Raw genomic sequence first — 23,379 nt, 5'->3', positions numbered from 1 at the left:
AGAGCAGCCGTCCGCGGAATCCGCCTCCCGCGGACGGCTTCGCACGTCCGTCTGCCGTCCGGCTCTACGACCCCAGGATCGACGCCAGGAACTCGCCCACCCAGCCCAGCAACTCCCGCCCGACGAGCGGCTTTCCGCCCACCTTCGCCGTCTTCGGACGCGGTACCAGCACCTGGTGGACGGCCGGCTTGATGACGGTCCCCGGGTACAGGCGCTTCACCCTGAGCTCCTGGGACTCCCGGAGCTCCACCGGTGCGAAGCGGATGTTGTTGCCCTGCAGGACGATCTCGCCGACCGAGCAGGCGCGGGCGAGCATCCGCAGGCCCGCGACGAGCAGCAGGTTCTCCACCGGTTCGGGCAACTTGCCGTAGCGGTCGACGAGTTCCTCGCGTACGGACTTGATGTCCTCCTCCGTGTTGGCGGAGGCGATGGCACGGTAGGCCTGCAGACGCAGGCGCTCGCCCGGCGCGTAGTCGTGCGGGACGTGCGCGTCGACGGGGAGCTCGATCTTGACCTCCAGGGGCGGCTCCTCCTCCACCCCGCCCTCCAGGGAGGCCCGGTAGTCCGCCACGGCCTCGCCGACCATGCGGACGTACAGGTCGAAGCCGACGCCGGCGATGTGGCCGGACTGTTCGCCGCCGAGGAGGTTGCCCGCGCCGCGGATCTCCAGGTCCTTCATCGCGACGTACATGCCCGCGCCCATCTCGGTGTGCTGGGCGATGGTGGCCAGGCGCTCGTGGGCGGTCTCCGTCAGGGGCTTCTCCGGCGGGTACAGGAAGTACGCGTAACCGCGTTCGCGGCCGCGGCCCACCCGGCCGCGCAGCTGGTGCAGCTGGGAGAGGCCGAAGTTGTCGCCGCGCTCCACGATCAGGGTGTTGGCGTTGGAGATGTCGATGCCGGACTCGACGATCGTCGTCGAGACGAGGACGTCGTACTTCTTCTCCCAGAAGTCGACGACGACCTGTTCGAGGGTCGACTCGGACATCTGGCCGTGGGCGGTCGCGATCCGCGCCTCGGGGACGATCTCCCGCAGCCGGGAGGCGGCCCGGTCGATGGACTCGACCCGGTTGTGGATGTAGAAGACCTGGCCCTCGCGCAGGAGTTCGCGGCGGATGGCGGCGCCGATCTGCTTCTCCTCGTACGGCCCGACGAAGGTCAGGACGGGGTGGCGCTCCTCCGGAGGTGTGGTGATCGTCGACATCTCGCGGATGCCGGTCACGGCCATCTCCAGGGTCCTGGGGATGGGGGTCGCGGACATCGTCAGGACGTCGACGTTGGCGCGCAGCTTCTTCAGCTGCTCCTTGTGCTCGACGCCGAAGCGCTGCTCCTCGTCGACGATGACCAGACCGAGGTCCTTGAACTTGGTCTCCGAGGAGAACAGGCGGTGGGTGCCGATGACGACGTCCACCGAGCCCTCCCGCAGGCCCTCCAGGACGGCCTTCGCCTCGGTGTCCGTCTGGAAGCGGCTGAGCGCCCTCACGTTGACGGGGAATTGGGAGTAGCGCTCGGAGAACGTCCCGAAGTGCTGCTGCACGAGAAGGGTCGTGGGGACGAGGACCGCGACCTGCTTGCCGTCCTGTACGGCCTTGAAGGCGGCCCGGACCGCGATCTCCGTCTTGCCGTAGCCGACGTCACCGCAGATCAGACGGTCCATGGGGACCGACTTCTCCATGTCCTCCTTGACCTCGGCGATGGTGGTGAGCTGGTCGGGCGTCTCCGCGTACGGGAAGGCGTCCTCCAGCTCGCGCTGCCAGGGGGTGTCCGGGCCGAAGGTGTGGCCGGGGGCCGCCATGCGCGCGCTGTACAGCCTGATGAGGTCGGCCGCGATCTCCTTGACGGCCTTCTTCGCGCGCGCCTTGGTCTTCGTCCAGTCGGCGCCGCCCAGGCGGTGCAGGGTGGGCGCCTCCCCGCCGACGTACTTGGTGATCTGCTCCAGCTGGTCGGTGGGGATGTACAGGCGGTCGCCGGGCTGGCCGCGCTTGGCGGGGGCGTACTCGACGACGAGGTACTCGCGGGTGGCGCCCTGGACGGTGCGCTGCACCATCTCGATGTAGCGGCCGACGCCGTGCTGCTCGTGGACGATGTAGTCGCCCGCCTCCAGGGTGAGCGGGTCGATGGTCTTGCGGCGGCGGGCCGGCATCCGGGCGCCGTCCTTGCCGGCCGCCTTCTGGCCGGACAGGTCGGTCTCGGTCAGGACGGCGAGCTTGAGCGCCGGGTCGACGAAGCCGTAGTCGATCGAGCCGCACGACACATGCACCACGGACGGGGAGATCTCCCCGAGTTCCACGTCGAGGCGGGCCGCGATGCCCTCTCCGCCGAGCACCTCGACCGTGCGGGCCGCCGGGCCGTGGCCCTCGGTGACGAACACCGTGCGCCAGCCCTCGGCGAGCCAGCCCTTGGTGTCGGCGAGGGCCTTGGCGGTGTCGCCGCGGTAGGTCTCGGGGGCGTGCATGCCGAGCTTGAGGGTGTCTGCATCGAGCTCTTCGTCGGCGGCGAAGGGCGAGACCGACCACCACATCATGTCCAGCTCGCGGGCCCGGTCGCGGACGTCCGCGATGGACCACAGCGATGCGGCACCGACGTCGATGGGGGCCTCGCCGCCGCCCGCCGTCGCCGCCCAGGACGCCTGCAGGAACTCCTGGGAGGTCGCGACCAGATCGGCGGCACGCGTACGTACCCGCTCCGGATCGCATACGACGGCCATGGCGCCCTTGGGCAGCACGTCGATCAGCAGCTCCATGTCGTCGACCAGGACGGGGGCGAGGGACTCCATGCCCTCGACCGCGATGCCCTCCGCGATCTTGCCGAGCAGCTCGCCCAGCTCGGGGTGCTGCTCGGCGAGGGCGCGGGCACGCGCACGTACGTCCTCCGTCAGCAGCAGCTCACGGCAGGGCGGCGCCCACAGGCCGTGCCCGGCGACCTCGAGGGAGCGCTGGTCGGCGACCTTGAAGTAGCGGATCTCCTCGACGTCGTCGCCCCAGAACTCCAGGCGCAGGGGGTGTTCCTCGGTGGGCGGGAAGACGTCCAGGATGCCGCCTCGTACGGCGAACTCGCCGCGCTTCTCGACGAGCTCCACGCGCGCGTACGCGGCGGCGGCCAGGGCTTCCACGACCTCGTTCAGGTCGGCGGTCTGGCCGGTCCTCAGTGCCACCGGTTCCAGGTCGCCGAGACCCTTGACCTGCGGCTGCAGCACGGATCGTACCGGCGCTACGACGACGGAGACGGGGCCGGTCTCGGGGTCGTCCGGGCGGGGGTGGGCCAGGCGGCGCAGGACGGCGAGGCGACGGCCGACGGTGTCGCTACGGGGGCTCAGCCGCTCGTGCGGGAGCGTCTCCCAGGAGGGGTAGTCCACGACGCCGTCCGGCGGCAGCAGCGAGCGCAGGGCTGCGGCCAGGTCCTCGGCCTCGCGGCCTGTCGCCGTCACCGCGAGGACGGGGCGGGCGGTCTCGCGGGCGAGGGCGGCGATCGCGAAGGGTCGGGCGGCCGGGGGGCCGACGAGGTCGATGTGCATGCGGTTGCCGTCTGTGGCCGCCTTGACGGCTTCTGCGAGGGCGGTGTCCTTGACGACGGCGTCGAGCAGACCGTGCAGGCTCATTCGGGGCGGCTTTCGTCCGGGGGGCGGGCAACGCGAAGGGCCCGACGCGCGCGGCGGGCCGGGGGTTTTCCAGGGTACGTCGCCGCTGGCCCGAGCGCCGGAGCCTTCTCGCCCCCGCCGCCCCTACCCGTCCCGTCCCTGGGGGCTGCCGCCCCCACGCCCCCGCTTCGGCCTGAACGGCCTCGTCCTCAAACGCCGGACGGGCTGAAAAGATCAAACCCCGGCCGGCGAAAAGTCAGCCCGTCCGGCGTTTGAGGACGCACGAAACTGCCCGGTGCCGGTGAGTCCCCCAGGACTCCCCGGCACCGGGCGCTCCCCCGCAACCCCCGTGTGCGGTGGCTATTCGGTGGCGATCGCGTTCAGTACGTTCATCCGGCCCGCCCGGAACGCCGGGATCAGGGCGGCGAACAGACCCACGAAGGCCGAGCCGAGGAAGACCGCGATCAGGGTGGACCACGGGATCTCGAGGACCTTCAGGCCCTCCAGGGCGAGCAACTGCTGGGCCGTCGCCCCCCAGCCCATGCCCAGGCCGAGCCCCAGCAGGGCACCGAACAGGGCGATCACCACGGACTCCATGCGGATCATCCGGCGCAGCTGCCGCCGCGACAGACCGATCGCCCGCATCAGCCCGATCTCCCTGGTCCGCTCGACCACCGACAGCGCCAGGGTGTTCACGACACCGAGGATCGCGACGATGATCGCGAGGGCCAGCAGGCCGTAGATCATGTTCAGCAGCTGGCCGATCTGGTCCTTGAGCGCCTGCTTGTAGTCGGTCTGGTCGCGCACCTTGTACTGCGGGTAGTCGTGCAGGGCGGACTTCAGCGACTTGTACGCGGCGTCCTGCTGCCCGTCCTTGGCGGTGGCGAAGACCAGCTGGTCGAGGGGCATCTTGTCGGCGGGGACGTACTTCGCCAGCGTCGAGATCGACGTGTACATCGCCCCCTGGTCGATGACGACGTCGCTGCTGGTGATCGCGCGGACCGTCAGCTCGGCCGTGGAGCCGTCCTTGAAGGCGACCTTGATCTTCGAACCGAGGTGGACCCCGTGGGCCTTGGCGAACTTCTCGTGCACGGACATCGAGTCCGGCAGGTAGGCGTCCTTGAGGTTCCCGGCGACCGTCTTGGTGCGCAGGTCGGTCGCGTACGTCGGGTCGGCAGCCGTGATGGCCGTGTCGTCGAGCGTCTTGCCGTCGGGGGTGGTGAAGTCCGCCTGGTTCCGCCTGTACTCGGTGACCCGTGCCAGCCCCGGCGTGTCCTTCACGGCCTTGACGGCCTGCGGTGTGACCAACTGGCCGCTGTCGGACTGGATGATGAAGTCCGTGCCGACGGTCTTGTCGAGCTGGTCGGTCGCGGAGGCCACCATGGAGGAGCCGACCACCGAGAGGCATGCGACCAGGGCGAGGCCGATCATGAGGGCGGCGCCGGTGGCGCCCGTGCGGCGCGGGTTGCGCAGCGCGTTGCGTTCGGCCATCCGTCCGACCGGTCCGAAGGCCCGCAGCAGTACGGCGCCCAGGACGCGCACCACACCGCCCGCGAGGAGCGGGCCGATGACGACGAACCCGATGAGGGAGAGCACGACGCCGAGGCCCAGCCACAGCGAGCCGTCCTTCGCCTTGTCGACGTTCGCGGCCAGGTACAGGCTGTAGCCGCCGGCGCCGGTGAGCAGCAGGCCCACCAGGGCCCGTATGCGGCCCGCCTTGGCGTCGGCGGGGGCGCCGGCGTCGCGCAGTGCGGCCATCGGGGAGACCTTGCCGGCCCGGCGGGCGGGCAGATAGGCGGCGAGGACGGTGACGACGACGCCGAGCAGCAGACCGACCACCGGGGTCGTCCAGGCGACCGTCAGATCGGCGGTCGACAGGTGCATGCCCAACCGGCCCATGAGCTTCATCAGGCCGACCGCGAGGCCGACGCCCGCGCCGACACCGAGGACGGATCCGAAGACACCGAGCAGCAGTGCCTCGGCCAGCACCGACCGGTTGACCTGCTTGCGGCTGGACCCGATGGCCCGCATCAGGCCGATCTCGCGGGTCCGCTGGGCGACCAGCATCGAGAAGGTGTTGATGATCAGGAAGATGCCGACGAGGAAGGCGATCCCGGCGAAGCCGAGCATCGCGTACTTCATGACGTTCATGAAGCCCTCGACGTCCTTCTGGTTGGCGTCGGCGGTCTCCTTGGCGGTCTGCACCTTGTAGGTGGTGCCGAGTGCCGAGACGACGTTCCTCTTCAGCTGCGGGTCGGTCACCCCGGGGTCGGCCGTGACGTTGACGTTGGTGAAGACGCCGGTCTTCCCGACGAGCGTCTGCTGCGCGGTCCTCGTGTCGAGGTAGAAGATCGCCGCACCGGGGTTGGTGACCTGGAAGTCGGCGATCCCGGAGATCTTCGCCTCGTGCGTGCCGACCGCGCTGATCACGCCGATCTCGTCACCGAGTTTGAGGTGGTGCTTGTCGGCGGTGTCGCGGTCGACCATCACCTGGTCGGGGCCCTTGGGCGCCGTACCGGAGGTGATCTTCATGGTGCGGGCGTCGTTGCCGTTCCAGCTGCCGACGATGGTCGGGGCGCCGCTGGACGGCGACAGGCTGTCCTTCCTGGCGTCGACGACGGTCACGGAGGTGGAGAAGACGGTCCCTTCGGCCGCCTTCACGCCCTGCGCGGCGCGCACCTTGGCGACCACGGAGGCCGGCATGACCGGCGGCTTGCCGTTGTCGGAGGTCGTCTCCCCGCTGTCGGAGGCGCCCTTGGCGCTCACCGTCACATCGGACGACGTCGCCTGGAAGAGCTTGTCGAAGGTGGTGTTCATGGTGTCGGTGAAGACCAGCGTCCCGCAGACGAAGGCCACCGACAGCAGCACGGCGATCGCGGAGAGGGCCATCCGCCCCTTGTGCGCGAAGAAGTTGCGCATCGACGTCTTCAGCACGGTCATGACGTGCGCCCCCGGGCGTCGAAGTCCTTCATGCGGTCGAGGACGGCGTCCGCGGTCGGCTTGTGCATCTCGTCGACGATCCGGCCGTCGGCGAGATACAGCACCCGGTCCGCGTACGAGGCCGCCACCGGGTCGTGCGTGACCATCACGATGGTCTGCCCGAGCTCGTCGACCGAGCGGCGCAGGAAGCCCAACACCTCCGCCCCTGCACGGGAGTCGAGGTTTCCGGTCGGCTCGTCACCGAAGATGATCTCGGGCCGGGCGGCCAGCGCCCGGGCCACGGCGACGCGCTGCTGCTGGCCGCCGGAGAGCTGGGTGGGCCGGTGCTTGAGCCGGTCGCTCAGCCCCACGGTGTCGACGACCCGCGCCAGCCACTGCTTGTCGGGCTTGCGCCCGGCGATGTCCATGGGCAGCGTGATGTTCTCGATCGCGTTCAGCGTCGGCAGCAGGTTGAACGCCTGGAAGATGAACCCGATCCGGTCCCGGCGCAGCTTCGTGAGCTTCTTGTCCTTGAGCCCGGTGATCTCGGTCTCGTCGAGGTAGATCTGCCCCGAGGAGACGGTGTCGAGCCCGGCGAGGCAGTGCATGAGCGTGGACTTGCCGGAGCCCGAGGGGCCCATGATCGCGGTGAACTGCCCGCGGGCGATGTCGACGTCCACGTGGTCGAGGGCGACGACACGGGTCTCGCCGGCCCCGTACGCCTTCACGACCTGCCGCGCCCGCGCGGCTACGGCCGTACGCCCTCCAGTGCCCCCGTGCCTGGGAATGGTCACGGCCGAAGTCATGGTAAGTCTCCTATGTCGGTTACGAAGACGACGCACGAGTACTGCGTCGGACCGGTCCTGCCGGACGTGCTGTGCTGGTTACGCGGATGAGTCTGGCCTCGCGGAGGGGTCCGGCGCGCTGGTGCCCGGCACCCTCTTGTGCTGGGGAAAACCCCACCCCCGCCGGTTCGGTCAACCACCCCTCACCGGCTCCCCAGCGACGTAAAACCAGGTTAAGGACGCACCCGGCCCCGTTCCTCCTCCGGCGGTACGAACCCTCCCCGGGCCGTAGTACGGAGGAACCCCTAGGGGCAGTCCACCGACGGGTGGAGACGTTCTCGGGGTTCCGCTCCACCCTCCGGCCCACTGAGCTTCCACCCTCCCGTCGCGTCAGGGTCAAGTGGGAAGCTGTTCTGCGGCGGATAGATGCAAGGGGAAGGAATCCTGTGGACCAGGGGGAGGCCGGAATACGGACGGCTGCGGAGCAGCGCACGCCGGACACACGCGGACGCGGCGCCGTGGTCGCCGCGCTGATGCTCGCCATGGCGCTCGCCGCCCTCGACTCCACGATCGTCTCGACGGCCGTCCCGCAGATCGTCGGAGACCTGGGCGGTTTCTCGGTGTTCTCCTGGCTGTTCTCCGGCTATCTGCTCGCCGTGACGGTGACGCTCCCGGTGTACGGCAAGCTGTCGGACACCTTCGGCCGCAAGCCGGTCCTGATAGCGGGCGCGTCGGTGTTCCTGGCCGGTTCGCTGCTGTGCGCGGTGGCCTGGAACATGGGCGCGCTGATCGCCTTCCGCATCCTCCAGGGCCTGGGCGGCGGGGCGCTCCAGGGCACGGTGCAGACGCTCGCCGCCGACCTCTACCCGCTCAAGGACCGTCCGAAGATCCAGTCCAAGCTGTCCACGGTGTGGGCGGTTTCGGCGGTGGCCGGCCCGGGTGTGGGCGGTGTCCTGGCCGCCTACGCGGACTGGCGCTGGATCTTCCTGGTCAACCTCCCCATCGGCGCAGTGGCGTTGTGGCTCGTGGTCTGTCATCTGCACGAGCCTCAGCGGGAGTCGGCCGAGCGCCCTCGTATCGACTGGGCGGGCGCGCTCGCGGTGTTCGCGTGCGGGGGCGTCCTGCTGACGGCCCTGGTGCAGGGCGGGGTGGCCTGGCCCTGGCTGTCGGGCCCGTCAACGGCCTTGTTCGGTACGGGACTTGCGCTGGCCTGGGTGGTGGTCCTGGTCGAGCGCCGGGCGGCCGAGCCGATCATCCCCGGCTGGGTGTGGCGGCGCCGTACGATCGCGGCGGTCAATCTCGCCCTGGGTGCGCTGGGGCTGCTGATGGTGGCGCCGAGCGTGTTCCTGCCGACGTATGCGCAGTCGGTGCTGGGCCTGGCCCCGGTGGCGGCCGGCTTCGTCCTGTCCGTGTGGACGCTGAGCTGGCCGGTCTCGGCGGCGCTGAGCCAGCACGTGTACCGGCGGATCGGCTTCCGCAACACCGCCATGCTCGGCATCGGGACGGCGGCGCTGATCCTGTTCGCCTTCCCTTTCCTGCCCTATCCGGGGCGGGCCTGGCAGCCGGCCCTGCTGATGCTGCTGCTCGGCGCGGCCCTGGGCCTGTTCCAGCTCCCGCTGATCGTGGGCGTGCAGTCGACGGTGGGATGGGCGGAGCGCGGCACGACCACGGCGTCGGTGCTGTTCTGCCGTCAGACCGGCCAGACGATCGGGGCGTCGGTGTTCGGCGCGGTGGCCAACGGGGTGCTGGCCGGGCGGCTGGGCGGCGCGAGCGACCTGGACTCGGTGACCCGGGGCCTGGACGGGGGTGCGGTGCCGGAGGCCACGCGGCGGGCCATCGCGGACGCCGTGCACGCGGTGTATCTGGGCGCGGCGTGCGCGGCCGCCGCGGCCTTCCTGGTGCTGCTGTTCCTGGCCCCGCGACGCTTCCCGGTGCTCAAGGACTGACGGTCCGCGGCGGGGGCATATGTCATCCCCCGGGGCGCAAAAGTCTGAGTTAACGCGGGTAACACCGCAGGTCAGCGTAGTAAGCGCATACCGACCGGCCAGTTTGGTGAAAACGCCGCGCCGCCGGAAACCGGCGAGTAGCGTGCGTGGCTCCGCACCGCCCCCCAACCTCCCTGCGGTCCCCGCACAGGACCCGAGCCACGCAAGGAGCACCGGGATGTCCTACGACCGGTCCCCGTCGTACCCGTACCGCCATGCACCGCAGAACACGTCCCAGCCGTACGAGGCCACCTACCCGTGGATGCCGCCCTCCCCGCCGCCCGAACCGGCCACTCGGCGCCGCCCTCCCGAGGCCCCTCTCGGCCACCACAGCGATCTGCGGATCCTGCGCAGTGCGCACCGCTGGCAGCGGCGCACCGCCACCCTCACCGCACTCGGCTACTTCACGCTGTTCCTGATCCTGTCGGCGTTCGCCCCGTCGTTCATGACGACCACCGTCGCCGACGGACTGCCCACCGGGCTGCTGCTCGCCCTGCTCCAGATACCCGTCACCTGGCTGGCGATCGCGCTGTACGAGCACACGGCCCGCCGCTACGTCGACCCGATCGCCGACCGCATCCGCAAGCAGGCCGAGCTGGACGCCAAGCGGGAGGCCGCACGATGACAGGGTTCAGCGGAAGCGCCCAGGCCATGTCCCTGGTCGCCTTCTCCACCGTCGCCGCGATCACCCTGCTGCTGTGCGTGATGACCGGACCGGACGGCGACGACCTCGACGAGTTCTACACCGGCTACGGCTCCCTCTCCCCCATGCGCAACGGCCTCGCGATCGCCGGTGACTACATCTCCGCGGCGAGCGTGCTCGGCACGGGCGGCGTGATCGCCCTGTGCGGCTACGACGGGATCGCGCTCGCCCTGAGCACCGCGCTGTCGCTGATGCTGCTGATGTTCCTGCTGGCCGAACCCCTGCGCAACGCGGGCCGGTTCACCATGGGGGACGCGCTGGCCCGCCGTATGCCGGGGCGCGGAGTGCGCATCACCGCCTGCGTGGTCACCATCGCCGCACTGCTGCCGCTGATGCTGGTCCAACTGGCGGGCACCGGACAGCTGCTGGCGTTCATCCTCGGTTTCTCCAGCGACTCGCTGAAGACCGGCTGCATCATCGGGCTCGGCGCCCTGATGATCAGCTACGCGGCGATCGGCGGGATGAAGGGCACCGCCCTCATCCAGATCGTGAAGATCGTGATGCTGCTCGGCTCGGGCGCCGTGGTCGCCCTGCTGGTGCTGCAGCGCTTCGACTGGGACCCGGGAGCGCTGTTCAACGCCGCGGCCGCGCAGAGCGGGGTCGGCTCCGCCTTCCTGCACTCCGGCGTCGAGTTCGCGGGCAGCTCCAACCCCCGCCTGGACATGATCACTTCGGAGCTCACCATCGTCCTCGGCGGCGCCTGTCTGCCGCACGTCACCATGCGCATGTACACCGCGCGCAGCGCCCGTCAGGTGCGCCGCTCGATGTCCTGGGCGGTGTCGTCGGTGGTGCTGTTCGTGCTCATCATGACGGTCGTCGGGTTCGGCGCGACGGCACTGATCGGACGGGCGGCGATCGCGCAGGCCGACCCCCAGGGCAACACGGCGTACCTGCTCGGCTCCCGGGCGGCGTTCGGTGCGAACGTGTCGACGTCGGAGACGTTCCTGTTCACCACGGTCACCACGGCGATCTTCCTGACCCTGCTCGCCTCGGTCGCCGGGATGATCCTCGCCTGCGCCAACTCCCTCGCCCATGACGTCTTCGCCGCCCGGGTACAGGAGCTGTCGGAGCGCCGCGAGATGCTGCTGGCCCGGGTCTCCGCCCTCGCGGTGGGCGTCCCGGCGATCCTGCTGGCCACCCTGGTCCAGCACCACAGCCTGCAACCCCTGGTGACCCTGTCCTTCTGTCTGGGCGCCTCCGCGATCGCCCCCGCCCTGGTCTACAGCCTCTTCTGGCGCCGCTACACCCGTATGGGCCTGCTGTGCACGCTGATCGGCGGCACGCTCGCGGTCCTGCTGATCATGCCGGGCACCAACCTGGTCTCCGGCTCCCCCGTCTCCGCTTTCCCCGACGCCGACTTCAACTGGTTCCCGTTCACCACCACCGGCCTGGTGACGATCCCCCTGGGCTTCGCCTTCGGCTGGCTCGGCACGGTGGCCTCCGGCCGCCGGGCGTCGGAGGAACAGCGACGCGAGTACGAGGCCGTGGAGGGGTGGATCCTGGCAGGGGCGGTACGCAGAAGCGGGTGACGGCCCGCGGCGCCCGAGCGGCGCCGGCCGTGGTCGGCGGGACGGAGGCGCGGCCTGTGCCGGGCGCCCCCGTCCCGCCCGTCACTCCCCCGACGCCGAACCCGTCAACGCCGTAAGACTGCTGCGTACGTTGTCCATCTGCACCTGCATCTCGTCCGAGCGCTCGCTGTGCTGCTGCAGCACCTGCTCCGTCTCCCGGGCGATCTGCTCCTCCTGCCGGCGCGCCGCCGCGAGGATCTCCGCGGCGCGCGCGTTCGCCTCCTCCTGGCAGCGGTGGGCGTACTCCTCCGCCGCCATGAACTCCCGCCTCGCCTCGGCCAGCTCGGCCTCCGCCCGGGCCATCAGCCCGGCGGCGTGCGCATCGATCGCCGCCGCACGCTCGGCCTCGGCCCGCTCCACCTCGTCCCACCGCTCGGCGAACTCCTGGGCCTGCTCGGCGAGTTTCACGGTGGCGCGCTGCCGCGCCTCCCTGAGCAGGGCCAGCACCTCGCCCCGGCCCTCCTTCAGCGCCTGCCGGGCGCCGATGCGGATCTCGTCGGCCTCGGCACGCGCCACCAGCAGCCGCTGACCGGCATGTTCCTCGGCCTCGGCGAGCACGGACTCGGCGTGCGCCTGGGCGGCGTCCAGCACACCGCTCGCGTGCGCCTGGGCGGCCTCCACCAGGCGCTGCGCCTCCTGCCGGGCCCGCTCCCGTACGGCGGCGGCCTCCTCCTGCACATGCAGGAAGAGGTCCCGGGCGCCCTCCCCGAGCGACTCGTAGGTCTGCGGGGACAGCTTCGACACGGTCTCCTGCAGCAGCGCGGCCTCCGCCTCCATGTCCTTGGCGAGAACGGTGAGCCGGGCCGCCCGCTCCCAGGCGGCATCCCGGTCCAGGGAGAGCGCCTCGGCGAACACTTCGACCTGTTCGGGGCAGTAACCGCGCCCCCGTACGGCCCCGAAGCCATGGGGCGAGATCGGTGTGCTGCTCATCCTGGAACCCCTCTCCGCCGAACTCTCCGCCGTACGGGCGCGCAATGATGATTTCGCGCACATCTTGATATATCGGGCAGAAGTGTTCATAACGCGACACTCCGAAGGCGTATCGCGATCGGCGTACGAACGCAAAAGGGCCGGGCCGGTCGTTGTGACCGGCCCGGCCCGCGCCGAGCAGCCAGTTCCTCAGCGGCGGTGCATCACAGCAGCCCGTCCCACATCTGCTCCAGCAGCACCGACCACCAGCTCTCCGGTGAACCGAGCGCCGCCGGATCGAGGGAGGCCAGCTGGGCCTGGAAGTCGACGGTCCAACGGCCCGCCTGCTCCTGGTTCAGACCGAACCTGAGCCGCCACATCCGGCCCAGCAGCGCCAGACACCGCTGGAACTCCGGCAGCCCCGTGTTCACGAACTGCGGCGGCACCGGCGCACCACCCGGCCCCGCCTCCACCGGCACGGCCACGATGTTCGCCGTGCCGTACTGCACACACACCGCCCGGCCGAAGTCGCTGCCCATGACGAGATACGAGCCCGCGTCCGAGGCCGGCTGCACACCACGCTCCTGCGCCAGCTCGGCAAGCGTCGGCACCGGCCGCCCCGGCTGGGCCTGCGCCCAGAAGAACGGACCCATGTCCATCGGCAGCCCCGCCGCCACGAGCGAATGCGCCACCACCGGCGGCACACCCTGCCGGGACACGGCAGCCTGCTCGAACCGGAACACACCCGGCCCGAACGCACCCGCCAGCTCCTGCCCCACCGCCTCCGGCGGAATCGGCGGCGCCGACTGCACCGGCGGCAACGGCGCCCGCACCGGAGCAGGCCGGGCCGGCCCGTCCGCCACCTGGTGCAACTCGCCCTGGTGCGCCAGCAGTTGCTGCATGCCCTGCTGCCGGCTCGCGTGATCCGTCCCGTACGGCGCGATGGACGTGATCCGCGCCTGCGGCCACTGCTCGCGGATCATCCGCGCACAGTACGCACCCGGCAGCTCGCACGACTCCAACTCGGTGTGCAGCTCCAGCACCTGGTCCGGCGGCACGTTCATACCGCGCAGCTCATGGAAGATCTGCCACTCCGGATGCGGCACACCCGGCGCCGACCGCCGGATCAACTGCTGCTCGGACCCGTCCTGCGCCCGGTACCGAAGCACGGCCTGATAACCGGGGCCCACGGTGGGCTGACCCTGCGGCTGCGGATAGCCGTAGGCGGGGGGCGGCGGCACCGCACCGGGCGGCACGGGCGGCTGCGGGGCGCCCGGAGCCACACCGGGGACACCGGGGGCCGGCGGCGGGGGCGCACCGGGTGCACCCACCGGGGGCCCGGCCAACACGGTCTCCGCATGGTGTACGGCACCTCGACCACCGGCGGAACCGGGAGCACCGGGGCCGCCAGGACCTCCCGGAGCACCAGGGGGCGGCGGGGTGCCGGGGGCCGCGGGCGCATTCGGAGCTCCAGGCGGCTGCGGGAAGCCGGGAGCACCGGGAGTACCGGGAGGCTGCGGGAAGCCGGGTCCGCCCGGACCACCGGGGCCCACCGGAGGCTGCGGGGCACCAGAACCACCCGGAGCACCGGAAGGCTGAGAACCACTGGGGCCACCAGGAGCACCCGGGGGCTGCGGGAAACCGGGGCCCACCGGAGGCTGCGGGGCACCCGAACCACCCGGAGCACCGGAAGGCTGAGAACCACTGGGGCCACCAGGAGCACCGGGAGGCTGCGGGAAGCCGGGGCCGCCCGGAGCACCGGGGCCCACCGGAGGCTGCCCGGCGCCAGAGCTACCCCCAGCGCCGGATTGCTGAGACCCACCAGGAGCACCGGGAGGCTGCGGGAAGCCGGGGCCGCCCGGAGCACCGGAGGGCTGCGGGAAGCCAGGGGCCCCCGGAGCACCCGGAGGCTGGGGCGCGCCAGGCCCCCCGGGAGCCGGCGCCTGCGGAAAACCAGGCGCACCGGGAGCCGCAGGAGGCTGGGGCGGGGCACTCATGCCGGGAGCACCCGGAGGGAAGGGGGCGCCCGGAGGCTGCGGGGCACCGGGAGGCCCCGGAGGCTGCGGCGCACCCGCGCCCGGAGCACCAGGTGCGCCCGGAGGCTGCGGCGCACCCGGCCCCATCCGGCTGGGGTCGGCGAGCATGGTGGCGGCCTGGTGGACGTTGGCCGGAGGCGTACCGCCGGGGGCGTTCGGCGCGCCCGGCGGGTGCGGGACGCCCGGAGGAGTCGGCGCACCCGGCGGATTCGGGGCACCCCCCGGTGCCCCGGGCGTCGCATCCTCCGGCCCCTCGGGACCGAGCGCCGACACCAGCTGCGTCGGAACGTAACCGCCCGCTCCGGACCCCGGCCGCGCACCCGGCGTTCCCGGAGCACTCGGCGGAGGCGGCGTGGACGAACCCCGGCGCGACGGCGGAGCCGCCTTGCTCGTCGCGGCGTCGGCGATGTCCCCGGCGTTCGGCGCGAGCGGCCGCCCAGGGGCACCCGGCGGCTGCGGATAACCGTACGACGGAGGCGCCGGTGGCGGAGGAGGCGCCCCCTGCGCTGCCGCGCCCTGCGGATATCCATAGCCCGGCGGCGGCGCAGGCGAACCCCCCGGAGCCCCCGGCTCATCAAGGGCCCGCTCCTCCGTCGTCCGCGGAAGCCCGCTGCCGCCCGCCATCAGCGCCGTCTCGGCGTCCGGCGGTGTCTCCTCGCCCGCATCGTTCAGCGGCGGCGCGAACACGGTCGCGGGCAGCGGGACGGAAAGGTCCTCGCCGCCGCCGTTGGTGTCCGTCCCGGCCCACGGAGTCGGCGCCGCGGGCGCACCCGGCCCGTCACCGCCCGCCCCGGCCTCCGGCCACCCCGCGCCACCACCGGACGTAGCAGCCGCGCCGCCCCGCCGATCCGCCATCCCCAGCTTGTCCGCCGCCTCCTGCAACCACTCCGGCGGACTCAACAGGAACGACGTCTGATTCAGATCCACCCGCGCCGAAGCCGCCGGCACCGGCTCCGCGGCCTCGTCCCGCCGGCCGTACTCCTCCTCGTACCGGCGAATCACCTCACCCACCGGCAGCGAAGGCCACAGCGTCGCCTCACCGCTGTCCCGGGCGATCACCAGCCGCTGCAGACCCCCGTCCGAACGCGGCCCCTCCGCCCGGTCCTCGGCCCACACCACGAACCCGAGCCCGAACTCCCGCACCCGCACCTCACGATGCTGATACGCCGGCACATCCCCGTTGATCCACTCCTCGGCGCGCTCCTGCGCCTGCGCGAAGGTCACCATCGCAACGCTCACTCCCCCACCGAAGAGACGGAAGAGACCGGAACGGAATACGCGAACCCGCCGTCCACCATCAGATTCGCCACCGTCTCCAACTCCGGCGGATTGCCCGCGAGTCGCGCCAGGAACGCGTCGAAGTCCTCACCGCACGGCAGCAACAACCGCTCCACCCGATCCGCCGGCGCCCACGAAGGATCCACGTCCCTCGCGTCGTCATACGCACAGAACCACACCGAACCGGGCCGCTCGCCCTTCACCTTCAACGCCAGCAAACCGCCCTGCACAAACCCAACACCCAAGTAATCCTTGGTCAGATGGTCACGCAGACACTTGTTGACGTAGACCAGATCATTGACCGCCGCCTCGTCCCGCACCGTGAAGAACGGCTGGTCGACCAGCAACCCCAGCTCGGCATCCAGCGCCGCACCCACCGGCGCACACCCACCCGCAGCCTTCAAAAACGAACGGTACGCACCCGGCAACCGATACCCGAGGTCCTCCTCGACCCCCTGCACCTGCGACTCCGTCACCGCCACACCCGACTTCGGCAACCCGAAATGCGCCGGCCGCGTCTCCTGCAACGGCCGCGTCCCCCGCTTGCCCTGATCCACCGCCGCCGTCGCGATCCCACCGTGATGCCGCAGCAACGCCTTGACCTCGACCGGCACCAACTCCAGCCGCCGCGACCCCACCACGTGATGCCACGTCCAGCCATGCGGCGTCGCCACCGCCGGCACCGTGTCCCACAGTTCATGCCCGGAGGCCGCAAGCGCCGCATTCGCCGACACGTAGTCCGTCAGCCGCAACTCGTCGACCCCGAACCCCTCCGGCGGCTCCGCGATCTCCGCAGCAGCACGCGCATACGGCGAGAAGTCGGGGTAACCGCGCTCATCCACACGTACCCCTCTCGGGTGACGTGCCGCCCGGACCGGATCCGGGAAATGCACGACCTGCCCGGCATAAGCCGCGTTCGGCGGCGCGGCTTGCTGCCCGAGCCGACCTGTCGTCATGGCGCTTGCCCCCTGCGGCGTTCGTTACGGACCGCGATGACCGCCACCGGCCAACCCGCCCCGTATCTCCTGTACAACCCTCTCCACACGTCCGCCGCGTGGATCGCGGTGCCGACAGCCTATGCGGTACGACCGCACCGGTCACCGGGCACCGGTCAGCCACCCTCCGCTTCCGTGACCAGCCGTCACCCCGCCGTGACAGCCCGCCCAAACCCGGGCGTGTCGCACCGCCCCAGCTTCCGCACCAGCCACGGCATTTGGCACTCTGTGACCTCCGGGGGAGGCTCGGGAGGGGAAGACGATCATGAACGCGACGCAGACGGGACCACACACGGCACCGCACACCGGGCCGTCCGGCGACCCCCGCATCGGCTGGAGCGCCACCGAAACCCCCCACGCCCCCACCCTCCTCCACCGCCGCGACGGCATACTCCCCACCATCGCCGCCGCCCTCTCCGTCCGCGGCGCCACCCTCACCGGCACCGCCGCCCGCGGCGACCAGCCCCCAGCCCTGCACCCACTCGTCCAGGACTTCCTCGACACCCTCCCCAGCGCCCAACGCGACCGCTTCACCGGCCGCTGCGCCGAAACCATCCTCATCTCCCGCCACATAGCCGCCGCCGACGCCGCCCGCAGCAAACGCGCCACCCGCAAACCCATGACCCACGGCGAAGCCCGCAAAGCCCTCAAACAGGCCAAACTCACCGCCCGCCGCATCCGCGAGGACGGCGACCCCCTCCACGGCAGCTTCGCCACCCCCTGCCGCGCCTGCACCGCCCTCAGCGCCCACTACGGCGTCCGCATCGTCGACCCCGCAGCAGCAGACGGCTGAACCCCCCACCCCCAGGCAAAACGGCGACCCCGCGCCGACCCATGACCCCAGCTAACTCGACGATCGAAGGGCAGATGCACCCCGACCGCACCTCGACCACGCGCTTCCCCGTACCCGTCGACGCCGCCCTCCGCGCCGCCGGCTGGCAACCCGGACGCTGGGACATAAAACAGGCCGAGATCTGGGCCGACGCCCTCCGCGACCACACCTCACCCGCAGGCCACCGCCACGCCGTCTTCCCCGCCGCCGTAGAAGCCTGGGCCGAATTCGGCGGCCTCCACATCACCCCCACCGGACCCGGCCGCCAGATCGCCCCCGCAGCCCTCCACCTCGACCCCCTGCACGGCCTCCACATGGCCCGCACCCTCAACGACCTCGGCCGCGCCCTCGACACCGAAGTCAGCCCCCTCGGCACCGAGACAGAGACCCACTCCCTCCTCGCCGTCGACACCGAAGGCCGCATCTACGCCCTCGATCACACAGGCGACTGGTACCTCGGCCCCGACATCGACCAAGCCCTCGGCGCCCTCATCTCAGGCATCGAACCCGTACGACTCACCGCAGGCTGAACGCCCGGAAACACAAGGGCCACTACGCCGCCGGAATCACCGCCGACACCCGGAAACCCCCCGCATCCGTCGGCCCCGACACAAACACCCCACCCAGCGCGGTCACCCGCTCCTTCATCCCCACCAGACCGTTCCCCCCGGACGGCAACCGCGCCGACGACGCCGAAGCCACCTCCGGCGGCGGCTCGTTCTCCACCTGCATCGCGATCTCCGACACCCGATGCGCAAGCCGCACATGCGTCTTCGCACCCGCCGCATGCTTGTGGACGTTCGTCAACGCCTCCTGCACCACCCGATACGCCGTCTGCTCCACCTCAGCGGCATACGACCGCACATCCCCCTCGACGGACAGATCCACCACCATCCCCGCAGCCGCCGACTGCCCGACGAGTTCCTCCAACTCCTCCAGGCAGGGCCCCTCCCCCTCATCCACGGCCCTCGAAGCCGCCACGGCAGCAGCCACCCCCACCGCAGCCAACGGAACGGACCGCTCGGCCCCCCGCGCCCCATCCCCACTCCGCAGCACCCCGAGCATCTCCCGCAACTCGGTCAACGCCTGCCGCCCCATGTCCCCCACCAGCGCCGCATTCCTGACGGCCTTCTCGGGGTCTTTCCGGGCAACGGCCTGCAGCGCAGCCGCGTGAACGACCATGAGGCTCACCCGATGGGCGACCACGTCATGCATCTCCCGCGCAATCCGAGTCCGCTCCTCGTTCCGCGCCCACTCGGCCCGCTCCTCGGCCCGCTCCGCCAGCAGCTGCAGCTCACGCTCAAGACTGTCCGCCCGCTCCCGCAAGCTCTCCATCAGCCGCCGCCGAGCCCCCACATAAAGGCCCAGCAGCAACGGCGGCGCAGTCATCCCGATCGCCGTCGTGATCGCAGCAAACGGAACGAACCAGTCCCCCAGATCCCACGACCCCCGCGCCATGTCCTGCCGCACCCGCACGAACATCACGATCAACATGCCGACGAGCGACATCCCCGCCAGCGAACCGATGATCCGCCGCGGCAACTCGGAAGCGGCGAGCGTGTACAGCCCGACGACCCCCATCAGATAGCCCATCTGGGCCGGGGTGATGGCGATCGACACCAGCACCACAGCAATCGGCCACTGCCGCCTCACCAGCAGCGCCGAGCCGGCCGACACCCCGAACACCACGCCCGCGGCCACCGGAATCCCCGCGTCCCGAGCAAACCGAACACCCTCGAACGCACACTCCACCGCGGACGCCACCGCCAGGCCGACATCCAAGGCCGCACTACGCCACCTGGCCCACCACCACGGCCCTCCGCGGGCCGCCGCGTGCACTTCCCCCGTCGTGGTCATGCCTCCAGCCTAAGGGCGTCCACGCCCCGTTTTCCGGCGAGTTTTCGCGATGGGTCTACACCACACTCCGTAACCGAACGTAAGCGAAACAGACCGATATCCCTCGAACTGCTGAATCGCACATTGTTCGCCCCCGGAACCCCGGATTCCGCCCGGACGGTATGCCCATGGCACATTCACATGGCGAATACGCCGACTTCGAGGGACTGCGGGAGCGGGCGGTAGAACTGCGGCGGGCAGGCCTCAGCCGCCGCCAGATCCGCGACCGCCTGCACGTCGACAACAACGACATCCTCAACCGCCTCCTGGAGGGCGAGCCCCCTCCGGAATGGACGAAGCGCCCGAACGCCAAGGACGACCTCCGGGACCGGGCAAGGGAGCTCCGACTCCAGGGCTGGACGTACGACCAGATCCAGGTGGAGCTGGGGTGCTCGAAGAGTTCGATCTCGCTGTGGGTACGGGATCTGCCAACGCCGGAGCGAAAGAAACGGACGCAGGAGGAAGCCTCGGCGATCGCGAAGCGAGGTTGGGAAGCCAAGCTTCGGCTGCGCGACGAGGAACGGCAGCACACGAAGCAACTGGCGATGACAGAGGTGGGCCGACTGAGCGACCGGGAGCTATTCCTGATCGGGGTAGGCCTGTATTGGGCCGAGGGAGCCAAAAGGAAGCCCCACAGCCGGCGAGAGCGCGTGACCTTCGTGAACAGTGACCCCGACATGGTCACGGTCTTCCTGGCCTGGCTGAAGCTGCTCCGCGTAGAGCCCGACAGCCTCCGATTTGCGGTACACATCCACGAGACCGCCAACGTGGCAGCCGCCGAGGAATTCTGGGCGCATCACGTCGGCATCGAGACGTCCGCACTACTGAAGACCACACTCAAGAAACACAACCCCAGCACCAACCGGAAGAACACCGAGGAGAACTACTACGGCTGCCTCCGCATCGACGTCAGGGACGGAGCCGACCTGTACCGTCGCATCGAGGGCTGGTGGTACGGCATAGTAGGAGCCGCCACTCGGCGACCTGACTAAATGTCCGGTTTAGCCGAGATTGTTCCCCCGTGGTGTAATTGGCAGCACTGTGGCTTTTGGTGCCATCTGTCCGGGTTCGAGTCCTGGCGGGGGAGCTTAACCAAGTTCGGGTCCTGACTGGTGACAACACCGTCAGGGCCCGCTCCCATGTCCCCCAAGAAACGCCCCGGTATCCTGCGGATGTCCCCACTCACTCCACAGCCGAAGGGCAACCCCGTGAGCGCCATTCGCCCGGCAGCCGTCGTCGTTCTCGCAGCGGGTGAGGGCACCCGTATGAAGTCGGCCACACCCAAGGTCCTGCACGAGATCTGTGGCCGCAGCCTCGTGGGGCATGTGCTCGCCGCCGCCCGTGAGTTGGACCCCGAGAACCTCGTCGTCGTGGTCGGGCACGCCCGCGAGAAGGTCACCGCGCACCTCGCCGAGACCGACCCCGCCGTACGCACCACCGTGCAGGCCGAGCAGAACGGCACGGGCCACGCCGTACGTATCGCCCTGGACGAGCTGGGCGGCAGTGTCGACGGCACCGTCGTGGTCGTGTGTGGCGACACCCCCCTGCTCACCGGTGAAACGCTCCGGCAGCTCACCGCGACCCACTCCGCCGACTCGAACGCCGTGACCGTGCTGACCGCCGAGGTCCCGGACGCCACCGGTTACGGCCGGATCATCCGCGACGAGGCGACCGGTGCCGTCACCGAGATCGTCGAGCACAAGGACGCCACCGAGACGCAGCGCGCGATCCGTGAGATCAACTCCGGTGTGTTCGCGTTCGACGGTCTGCTGCTGGCGGACGCGCTGAAGAAGGTGCGTACGGACAACAGCCAGGGCGAGGAGTACCTGACCGACGTCCTCGGGATCCTCCGTGAGGCGGGTCACCGTGTCGGGGCGTCCGTCACGGGTGATCACCATGAGATCGCCGGTATCAACAACCGGGTGCAGCTGAGCGAGGCTCGTCGGATCCTCAACGACCGGCTGCTGACCAGCGCGATGCTCGCCGGCGTCACCGTGATCGACCCGGCGACCACCTGGGTCGATGTCACCGTCACGTTCGAGCAGGACGCCGTCGTCCACCCGGGCACGCAGCTGCACGGCTCCACGCACCTCGGTGAGGGCGCGGAGGTCGGCCCCAACACCCGTCTCACCGACACCCGGGTGGACGCCGGGGCCCGTGTCGACAACACGGTGGCCGACAGTGCCCACATCGGGCCGCAGGCGAAGGTCGGTCCGTTCGCCTATCTCCGGCCGGGCACGCGTCTCGCTGCGAAGGGCAAGATCGGTACGTACGTCGAGACGAAGAACGCCACCATCGGCGAGGGGACCAAGATCCCCCACCTCTCCTATGTCGGTGACGCGACGATCGGTGACTACACCAACATCGGTGCCGCCAGTGTGTTCGTGAACTACGACGGCCAGGAGAAGCACCACTCGACGGTCGGGTCGCATTGCCGGACGGGTGCGGACAATATGTTTGTGGCTCCTGTCACTGTCGGGGACGGCTCGTACACCGCTGCGGGGTCCGTGATCACGAAGGATGTGCCGCCCGGTTCGTTGGCTGTGGCCCGTGGTCAGCAGCGGAATATCGAGGGTTGGGTGGTTCGCAAGCGTCCGGGGAGCGCGGCGGCGCAGGCGGCTGAGGCGGCGTCTCGGCAGGTCGAGAGCGAAGACTGACCGGAAACGGGTGCGCCGGAGTCGGCGTACCGTGATAAGTGCACACCCAGTTGAGACACCTCTGAGGAGACAGCTGTGACCGGGATCAAGACGACCGGCGAGAAGAAGATGATGTTCTTCTCCGGCCGCGCCCACCCCGAGCTTGCCGAGGAGGTCGCCCAGCAGCTGGGGGTCGGCGTCGTCCCGACGAAGGCGTTCGACTTCGCGAACGGTGAGATCTACGTCCGCTATCAGGAGTCGGCGCGTGGCGCGGACTGCTTTGTGATCCAGAGCCACACGGCTCCGATCAATCAGTGGATCATGGAGCAGTTGATCATGATCGATGCTCTGAAGCGGGCTTCGGCGCGGTCCATCACCGTCATCGTGCCGTTCTACGGTTACGCGCGGCAGGACAAGAAGCACCGTGGTCGCGAACCGATCTCGGCGCGGCTGGTCGCTGATCTGATGAAGACGGCGGGTGCGGACCGCATCCTGACCGTGGATCTGCACACGGACCAGATCCAGGGCTTCTTCGACGGGCCTGTGGATCACCTCTTCGCTCTTCCGCTGCTTGCGGACTACGTGGGTGAGAAGGTCGACCGGGCCAAGCTCACCGTGGTCTCGCCTGACGCCGGGCGTGTGCGCGTGGCTGACCGCTGGTGCGACCGACTGGGCGCTCCGCTCGCCATCGTGCACAAGCGGCGTGACAAGGACGTGGCGAACCAGGTGACCGTCCATGAGGTCGTGGGTGAGGTCAAGGGTCGGGTGTGTGTCCTGGTCGACGACATGATCGATACGGGTGGCACGATCTGTGCCGCTGCCGATGCGCTGTTCGCGCACGGTGCGGAGGACGTGATCGTGACGGCGACGCATGGTGTGCTGTCCGGTCCCGCTGCGGATCGTCTGAAGAACTCGCGGGTGAGTGAGTTCGTGTTCACGAACACGCTGCCGACGCCGGCTGAGCTGGGCCGGGATCTGGACAAGATCACGGTGTTGTCGATTGCGCCGACGATTGCGAGTGCGGTGCGTGAGGTGTTCGAGGATGGTTCGGTGACGAGCCTGTTCGACGAGCAGTAAGGGTTCTGCGCAGGCGGGCCCCGGTGGGTTCTGTCTCTTCCGGAGATCGTTTTGGGTGTGGCCTCCTTGGCCGAGTAGACTGCTGCAGTTGCTCGGCGAGGGAGGCCGTACCCGTTTGTGGCGGGGTATGGCGGTCCGTTATCGACGCGCTCTTCGTAGCAGGCCGTTCGTGGCCGGGTGACCACG

Annotated in this window: 15 protein-coding genes and 1 tRNA gene; 9 read left to right on the top strand and 7 right to left on the bottom strand. The window is 70.3% G+C overall.

The genetic code is table 11. The annotated features are described in order from the left end of the window. Positions 1 to 64 precede the first annotated feature (64 nt). The 3 genes from mfd to ACFY1E_RS37705 form a co-directional block, all read right to left on the bottom strand. Entirely contained in the window at positions 65 to 3,595 is a 3,531-nt protein-coding gene (mfd, locus tag ACFY1E_RS37715) for a transcription-repair coupling factor (RefSeq protein WP_389084452.1), read from the bottom strand. Positions 3,596 to 3,934: 339 nt separating this feature from the next. Continuing rightward, positions 3,935 to 6,514: an ABC transporter permease gene (locus ACFY1E_RS37710; RefSeq protein ID WP_389084450.1), complete on the bottom strand. Its 2,580-nt coding sequence runs from the start codon at positions 6,512 to 6,514 to the stop codon at positions 3,935 to 3,937. Beyond that, the gene (locus ACFY1E_RS37705) at positions 6,511 to 7,299 is read right to left on the bottom strand and encodes an ABC transporter ATP-binding protein (protein WP_389084448.1); all 789 of its coding nucleotides are present in this window, start codon (positions 7,297 to 7,299) and stop codon (positions 6,511 to 6,513) included. The genes ACFY1E_RS37710 and ACFY1E_RS37705 overlap by 4 nt, the downstream gene beginning before the upstream one ends. Before the next feature lie 425 nt (positions 7,300 to 7,724). Here ACFY1E_RS37705 and ACFY1E_RS37700 point away from each other — a divergent pair, with 425 nt between their 5' ends. The 3 genes from ACFY1E_RS37700 (at position 7,725) to ACFY1E_RS37690 (ending at position 11,495) form a co-directional block, all read left to right on the top strand. Further along, positions 7,725 to 9,224: an MFS transporter gene (locus ACFY1E_RS37700; protein ID WP_389084446.1), complete on the top strand. Its 1,500-nt coding sequence runs from the start codon at positions 7,725 to 7,727 to the stop codon at positions 9,222 to 9,224. 217 nt (positions 9,225 to 9,441) lie between these two features. After that, complete coding sequence (locus ACFY1E_RS37695) at positions 9,442 to 9,888, top strand: DUF485 domain-containing protein (protein ID WP_389084443.1); 447 nt, start codon at positions 9,442 to 9,444, stop codon at positions 9,886 to 9,888. Then, positions 9,885 to 11,495 carry a cation acetate symporter gene (locus ACFY1E_RS37690; protein WP_389084441.1) on the top strand — a complete coding sequence of 537 codons (1,611 nt, stop codon included), beginning with the start codon at positions 9,885 to 9,887 and terminating at the stop codon, positions 11,493 to 11,495. Before ACFY1E_RS37695 ends, ACFY1E_RS37690 begins: the two co-directional genes overlap by 4 nt. A gap of 81 nt (positions 11,496 to 11,576) precedes the next feature. Here the strand turns inward: ACFY1E_RS37690 and ACFY1E_RS37685 are convergent, their stop codons facing one another. From ACFY1E_RS37685 to ACFY1E_RS37675, 3 genes are all read right to left on the bottom strand, one after another. Beyond that, positions 11,577 to 12,464 carry a cellulose-binding protein gene (locus ACFY1E_RS37685; protein ID WP_389084438.1) on the bottom strand — a complete coding sequence of 296 codons (888 nt, stop codon included), beginning with the start codon at positions 12,462 to 12,464 and terminating at the stop codon, positions 11,577 to 11,579. Between the two features lie 203 nt (positions 12,465 to 12,667). Next, positions 12,668 to 15,706 carry an SUKH-4 family immunity protein gene (locus tag ACFY1E_RS37680; RefSeq protein ID WP_389084682.1) on the bottom strand — a complete coding sequence of 1,013 codons (3,039 nt, stop codon included), beginning with the start codon at positions 15,704 to 15,706 and terminating at the stop codon, positions 12,668 to 12,670. 8 nt (positions 15,707 to 15,714) lie between these two features. Then, positions 15,715 to 16,713, bottom strand: a complete 999-nt coding sequence (locus ACFY1E_RS37675) for an SMI1/KNR4 family protein (RefSeq protein ID WP_389084436.1) — start codon at positions 16,711 to 16,713, stop codon at positions 15,715 to 15,717. Positions 16,714 to 17,017: 304 nt separating this feature from the next. On the opposite strand from ACFY1E_RS37675, the gene ACFY1E_RS37670 reads away from it, so the two are divergent. Together ACFY1E_RS37670 and ACFY1E_RS37665 are read left to right on the top strand one after the other, a co-directional pair. Next, the gene (locus ACFY1E_RS37670) at positions 17,018 to 17,545 is read left to right on the top strand and encodes a YwqJ-related putative deaminase (RefSeq protein WP_389084433.1); all 528 of its coding nucleotides are present in this window, start codon (positions 17,018 to 17,020) and stop codon (positions 17,543 to 17,545) included. 74 nt (positions 17,546 to 17,619) lie between these two features. Then, a complete protein-coding gene (locus ACFY1E_RS37665) occupies positions 17,620 to 18,114 on the top strand; it encodes an SUKH-3 domain-containing protein (protein WP_389084680.1) in 495 nt (164 codons plus the stop codon). A gap of 22 nt (positions 18,115 to 18,136) precedes the next feature. Here the strand turns inward: ACFY1E_RS37665 and ACFY1E_RS37660 are convergent, their stop codons facing one another. Further along, the gene (locus ACFY1E_RS37660; protein ID WP_389084431.1) at positions 18,137 to 19,441 is read right to left on the bottom strand and encodes a sensor histidine kinase; all 1,305 of its coding nucleotides are present in this window, start codon (positions 19,439 to 19,441) and stop codon (positions 18,137 to 18,139) included. A 167-nt stretch (positions 19,442 to 19,608) separates the two neighbouring features. On the opposite strand from ACFY1E_RS37660, the gene ACFY1E_RS37655 reads away from it, so the two are divergent. The 4 genes from ACFY1E_RS37655 (at position 19,609) to ACFY1E_RS37640 (ending at position 23,193) form a co-directional block, all read left to right on the top strand. Next, positions 19,609 to 20,472 carry a hypothetical protein gene (locus tag ACFY1E_RS37655; RefSeq protein WP_389084428.1) on the top strand — a complete coding sequence of 288 codons (864 nt, stop codon included), beginning with the start codon at positions 19,609 to 19,611 and terminating at the stop codon, positions 20,470 to 20,472. 23 nt (positions 20,473 to 20,495) lie between these two features. After that, positions 20,496 to 20,567 (top strand) — tRNA-Gln (locus ACFY1E_RS37650). Positions 20,568 to 20,688: 121 nt separating this feature from the next. After that, entirely contained in the window at positions 20,689 to 22,137 is a 1,449-nt protein-coding gene (glmU, locus tag ACFY1E_RS37645) for a bifunctional UDP-N-acetylglucosamine diphosphorylase/glucosamine-1-phosphate N-acetyltransferase GlmU (RefSeq protein WP_389084425.1), read from the top strand. Between the two features lie 75 nt (positions 22,138 to 22,212). Then, positions 22,213 to 23,193, top strand: a complete 981-nt coding sequence (locus ACFY1E_RS37640) for a ribose-phosphate diphosphokinase (protein ID WP_351473629.1) — start codon at positions 22,213 to 22,215, stop codon at positions 23,191 to 23,193. Positions 23,194 to 23,379: the final 186 nt, after the last annotated feature.

Source organism: Streptomyces sp. NPDC001604 (assembly GCF_042893475.1).
Lineage (GTDB): Bacteria > Actinomycetota > Actinomycetes > Streptomycetales > Streptomycetaceae > Streptomyces.
Note: the sequence above shows the minus strand (reverse complement) of the source record. Positions and strands in the feature narration are given on the sequence as shown.

What these genes read in the sequence shown, in the direction of transcription:
- mfd (WP_389084452.1), bottom strand. Translation starts at nt 3,595, where the DNA reads ATGAGCCTGCACGGTCTGCTCGACGCCGTCGTCAAGGACACCGCCCTC.
- ACFY1E_RS37710 (WP_389084450.1), bottom strand. Translation starts at nt 6,514, where the DNA reads ATGACCGTGCTGAAGACGTCGATGCGCAACTTCTTCGCGCACAAGGGG.
- ACFY1E_RS37705 (WP_389084448.1), bottom strand. Translation starts at nt 7,299, where the DNA reads ATGACTTCGGCCGTGACCATTCCCAGGCACGGGGGCACTGGAGGGCGT.
- ACFY1E_RS37695 (WP_389084443.1), top strand. Translation starts at nt 9,442, where the DNA reads ATGTCCTACGACCGGTCCCCGTCGTACCCGTACCGCCATGCACCGCAG.
- ACFY1E_RS37690 (WP_389084441.1), top strand. Translation starts at nt 9,885, where the DNA reads ATGACAGGGTTCAGCGGAAGCGCCCAGGCCATGTCCCTGGTCGCCTTC.
- ACFY1E_RS37685 (WP_389084438.1), bottom strand. Translation starts at nt 12,464, where the DNA reads ATGAGCAGCACACCGATCTCGCCCCATGGCTTCGGGGCCGTACGGGGG.
- ACFY1E_RS37680 (WP_389084682.1), bottom strand. Translation starts at nt 15,706, where the DNA reads ATGGTGACCTTCGCGCAGGCGCAGGAGCGCGCCGAGGAGTGGATCAAC.
- ACFY1E_RS37675 (WP_389084436.1), bottom strand. Translation starts at nt 16,713, where the DNA reads ATGACGACAGGTCGGCTCGGGCAGCAAGCCGCGCCGCCGAACGCGGCT.
- ACFY1E_RS37670 (WP_389084433.1), top strand. Translation starts at nt 17,018, where the DNA reads ATGAACGCGACGCAGACGGGACCACACACGGCACCGCACACCGGGCCG.
- ACFY1E_RS37665 (WP_389084680.1), top strand. Translation starts at nt 17,620, where the DNA reads ATGCACCCCGACCGCACCTCGACCACGCGCTTCCCCGTACCCGTCGAC.
- ACFY1E_RS37660 (WP_389084431.1), bottom strand. Translation starts at nt 19,441, where the DNA reads ATGACCACGACGGGGGAAGTGCACGCGGCGGCCCGCGGAGGGCCGTGG.
- ACFY1E_RS37655 (WP_389084428.1), top strand. Translation starts at nt 19,609, where the DNA reads ATGGCACATTCACATGGCGAATACGCCGACTTCGAGGGACTGCGGGAG.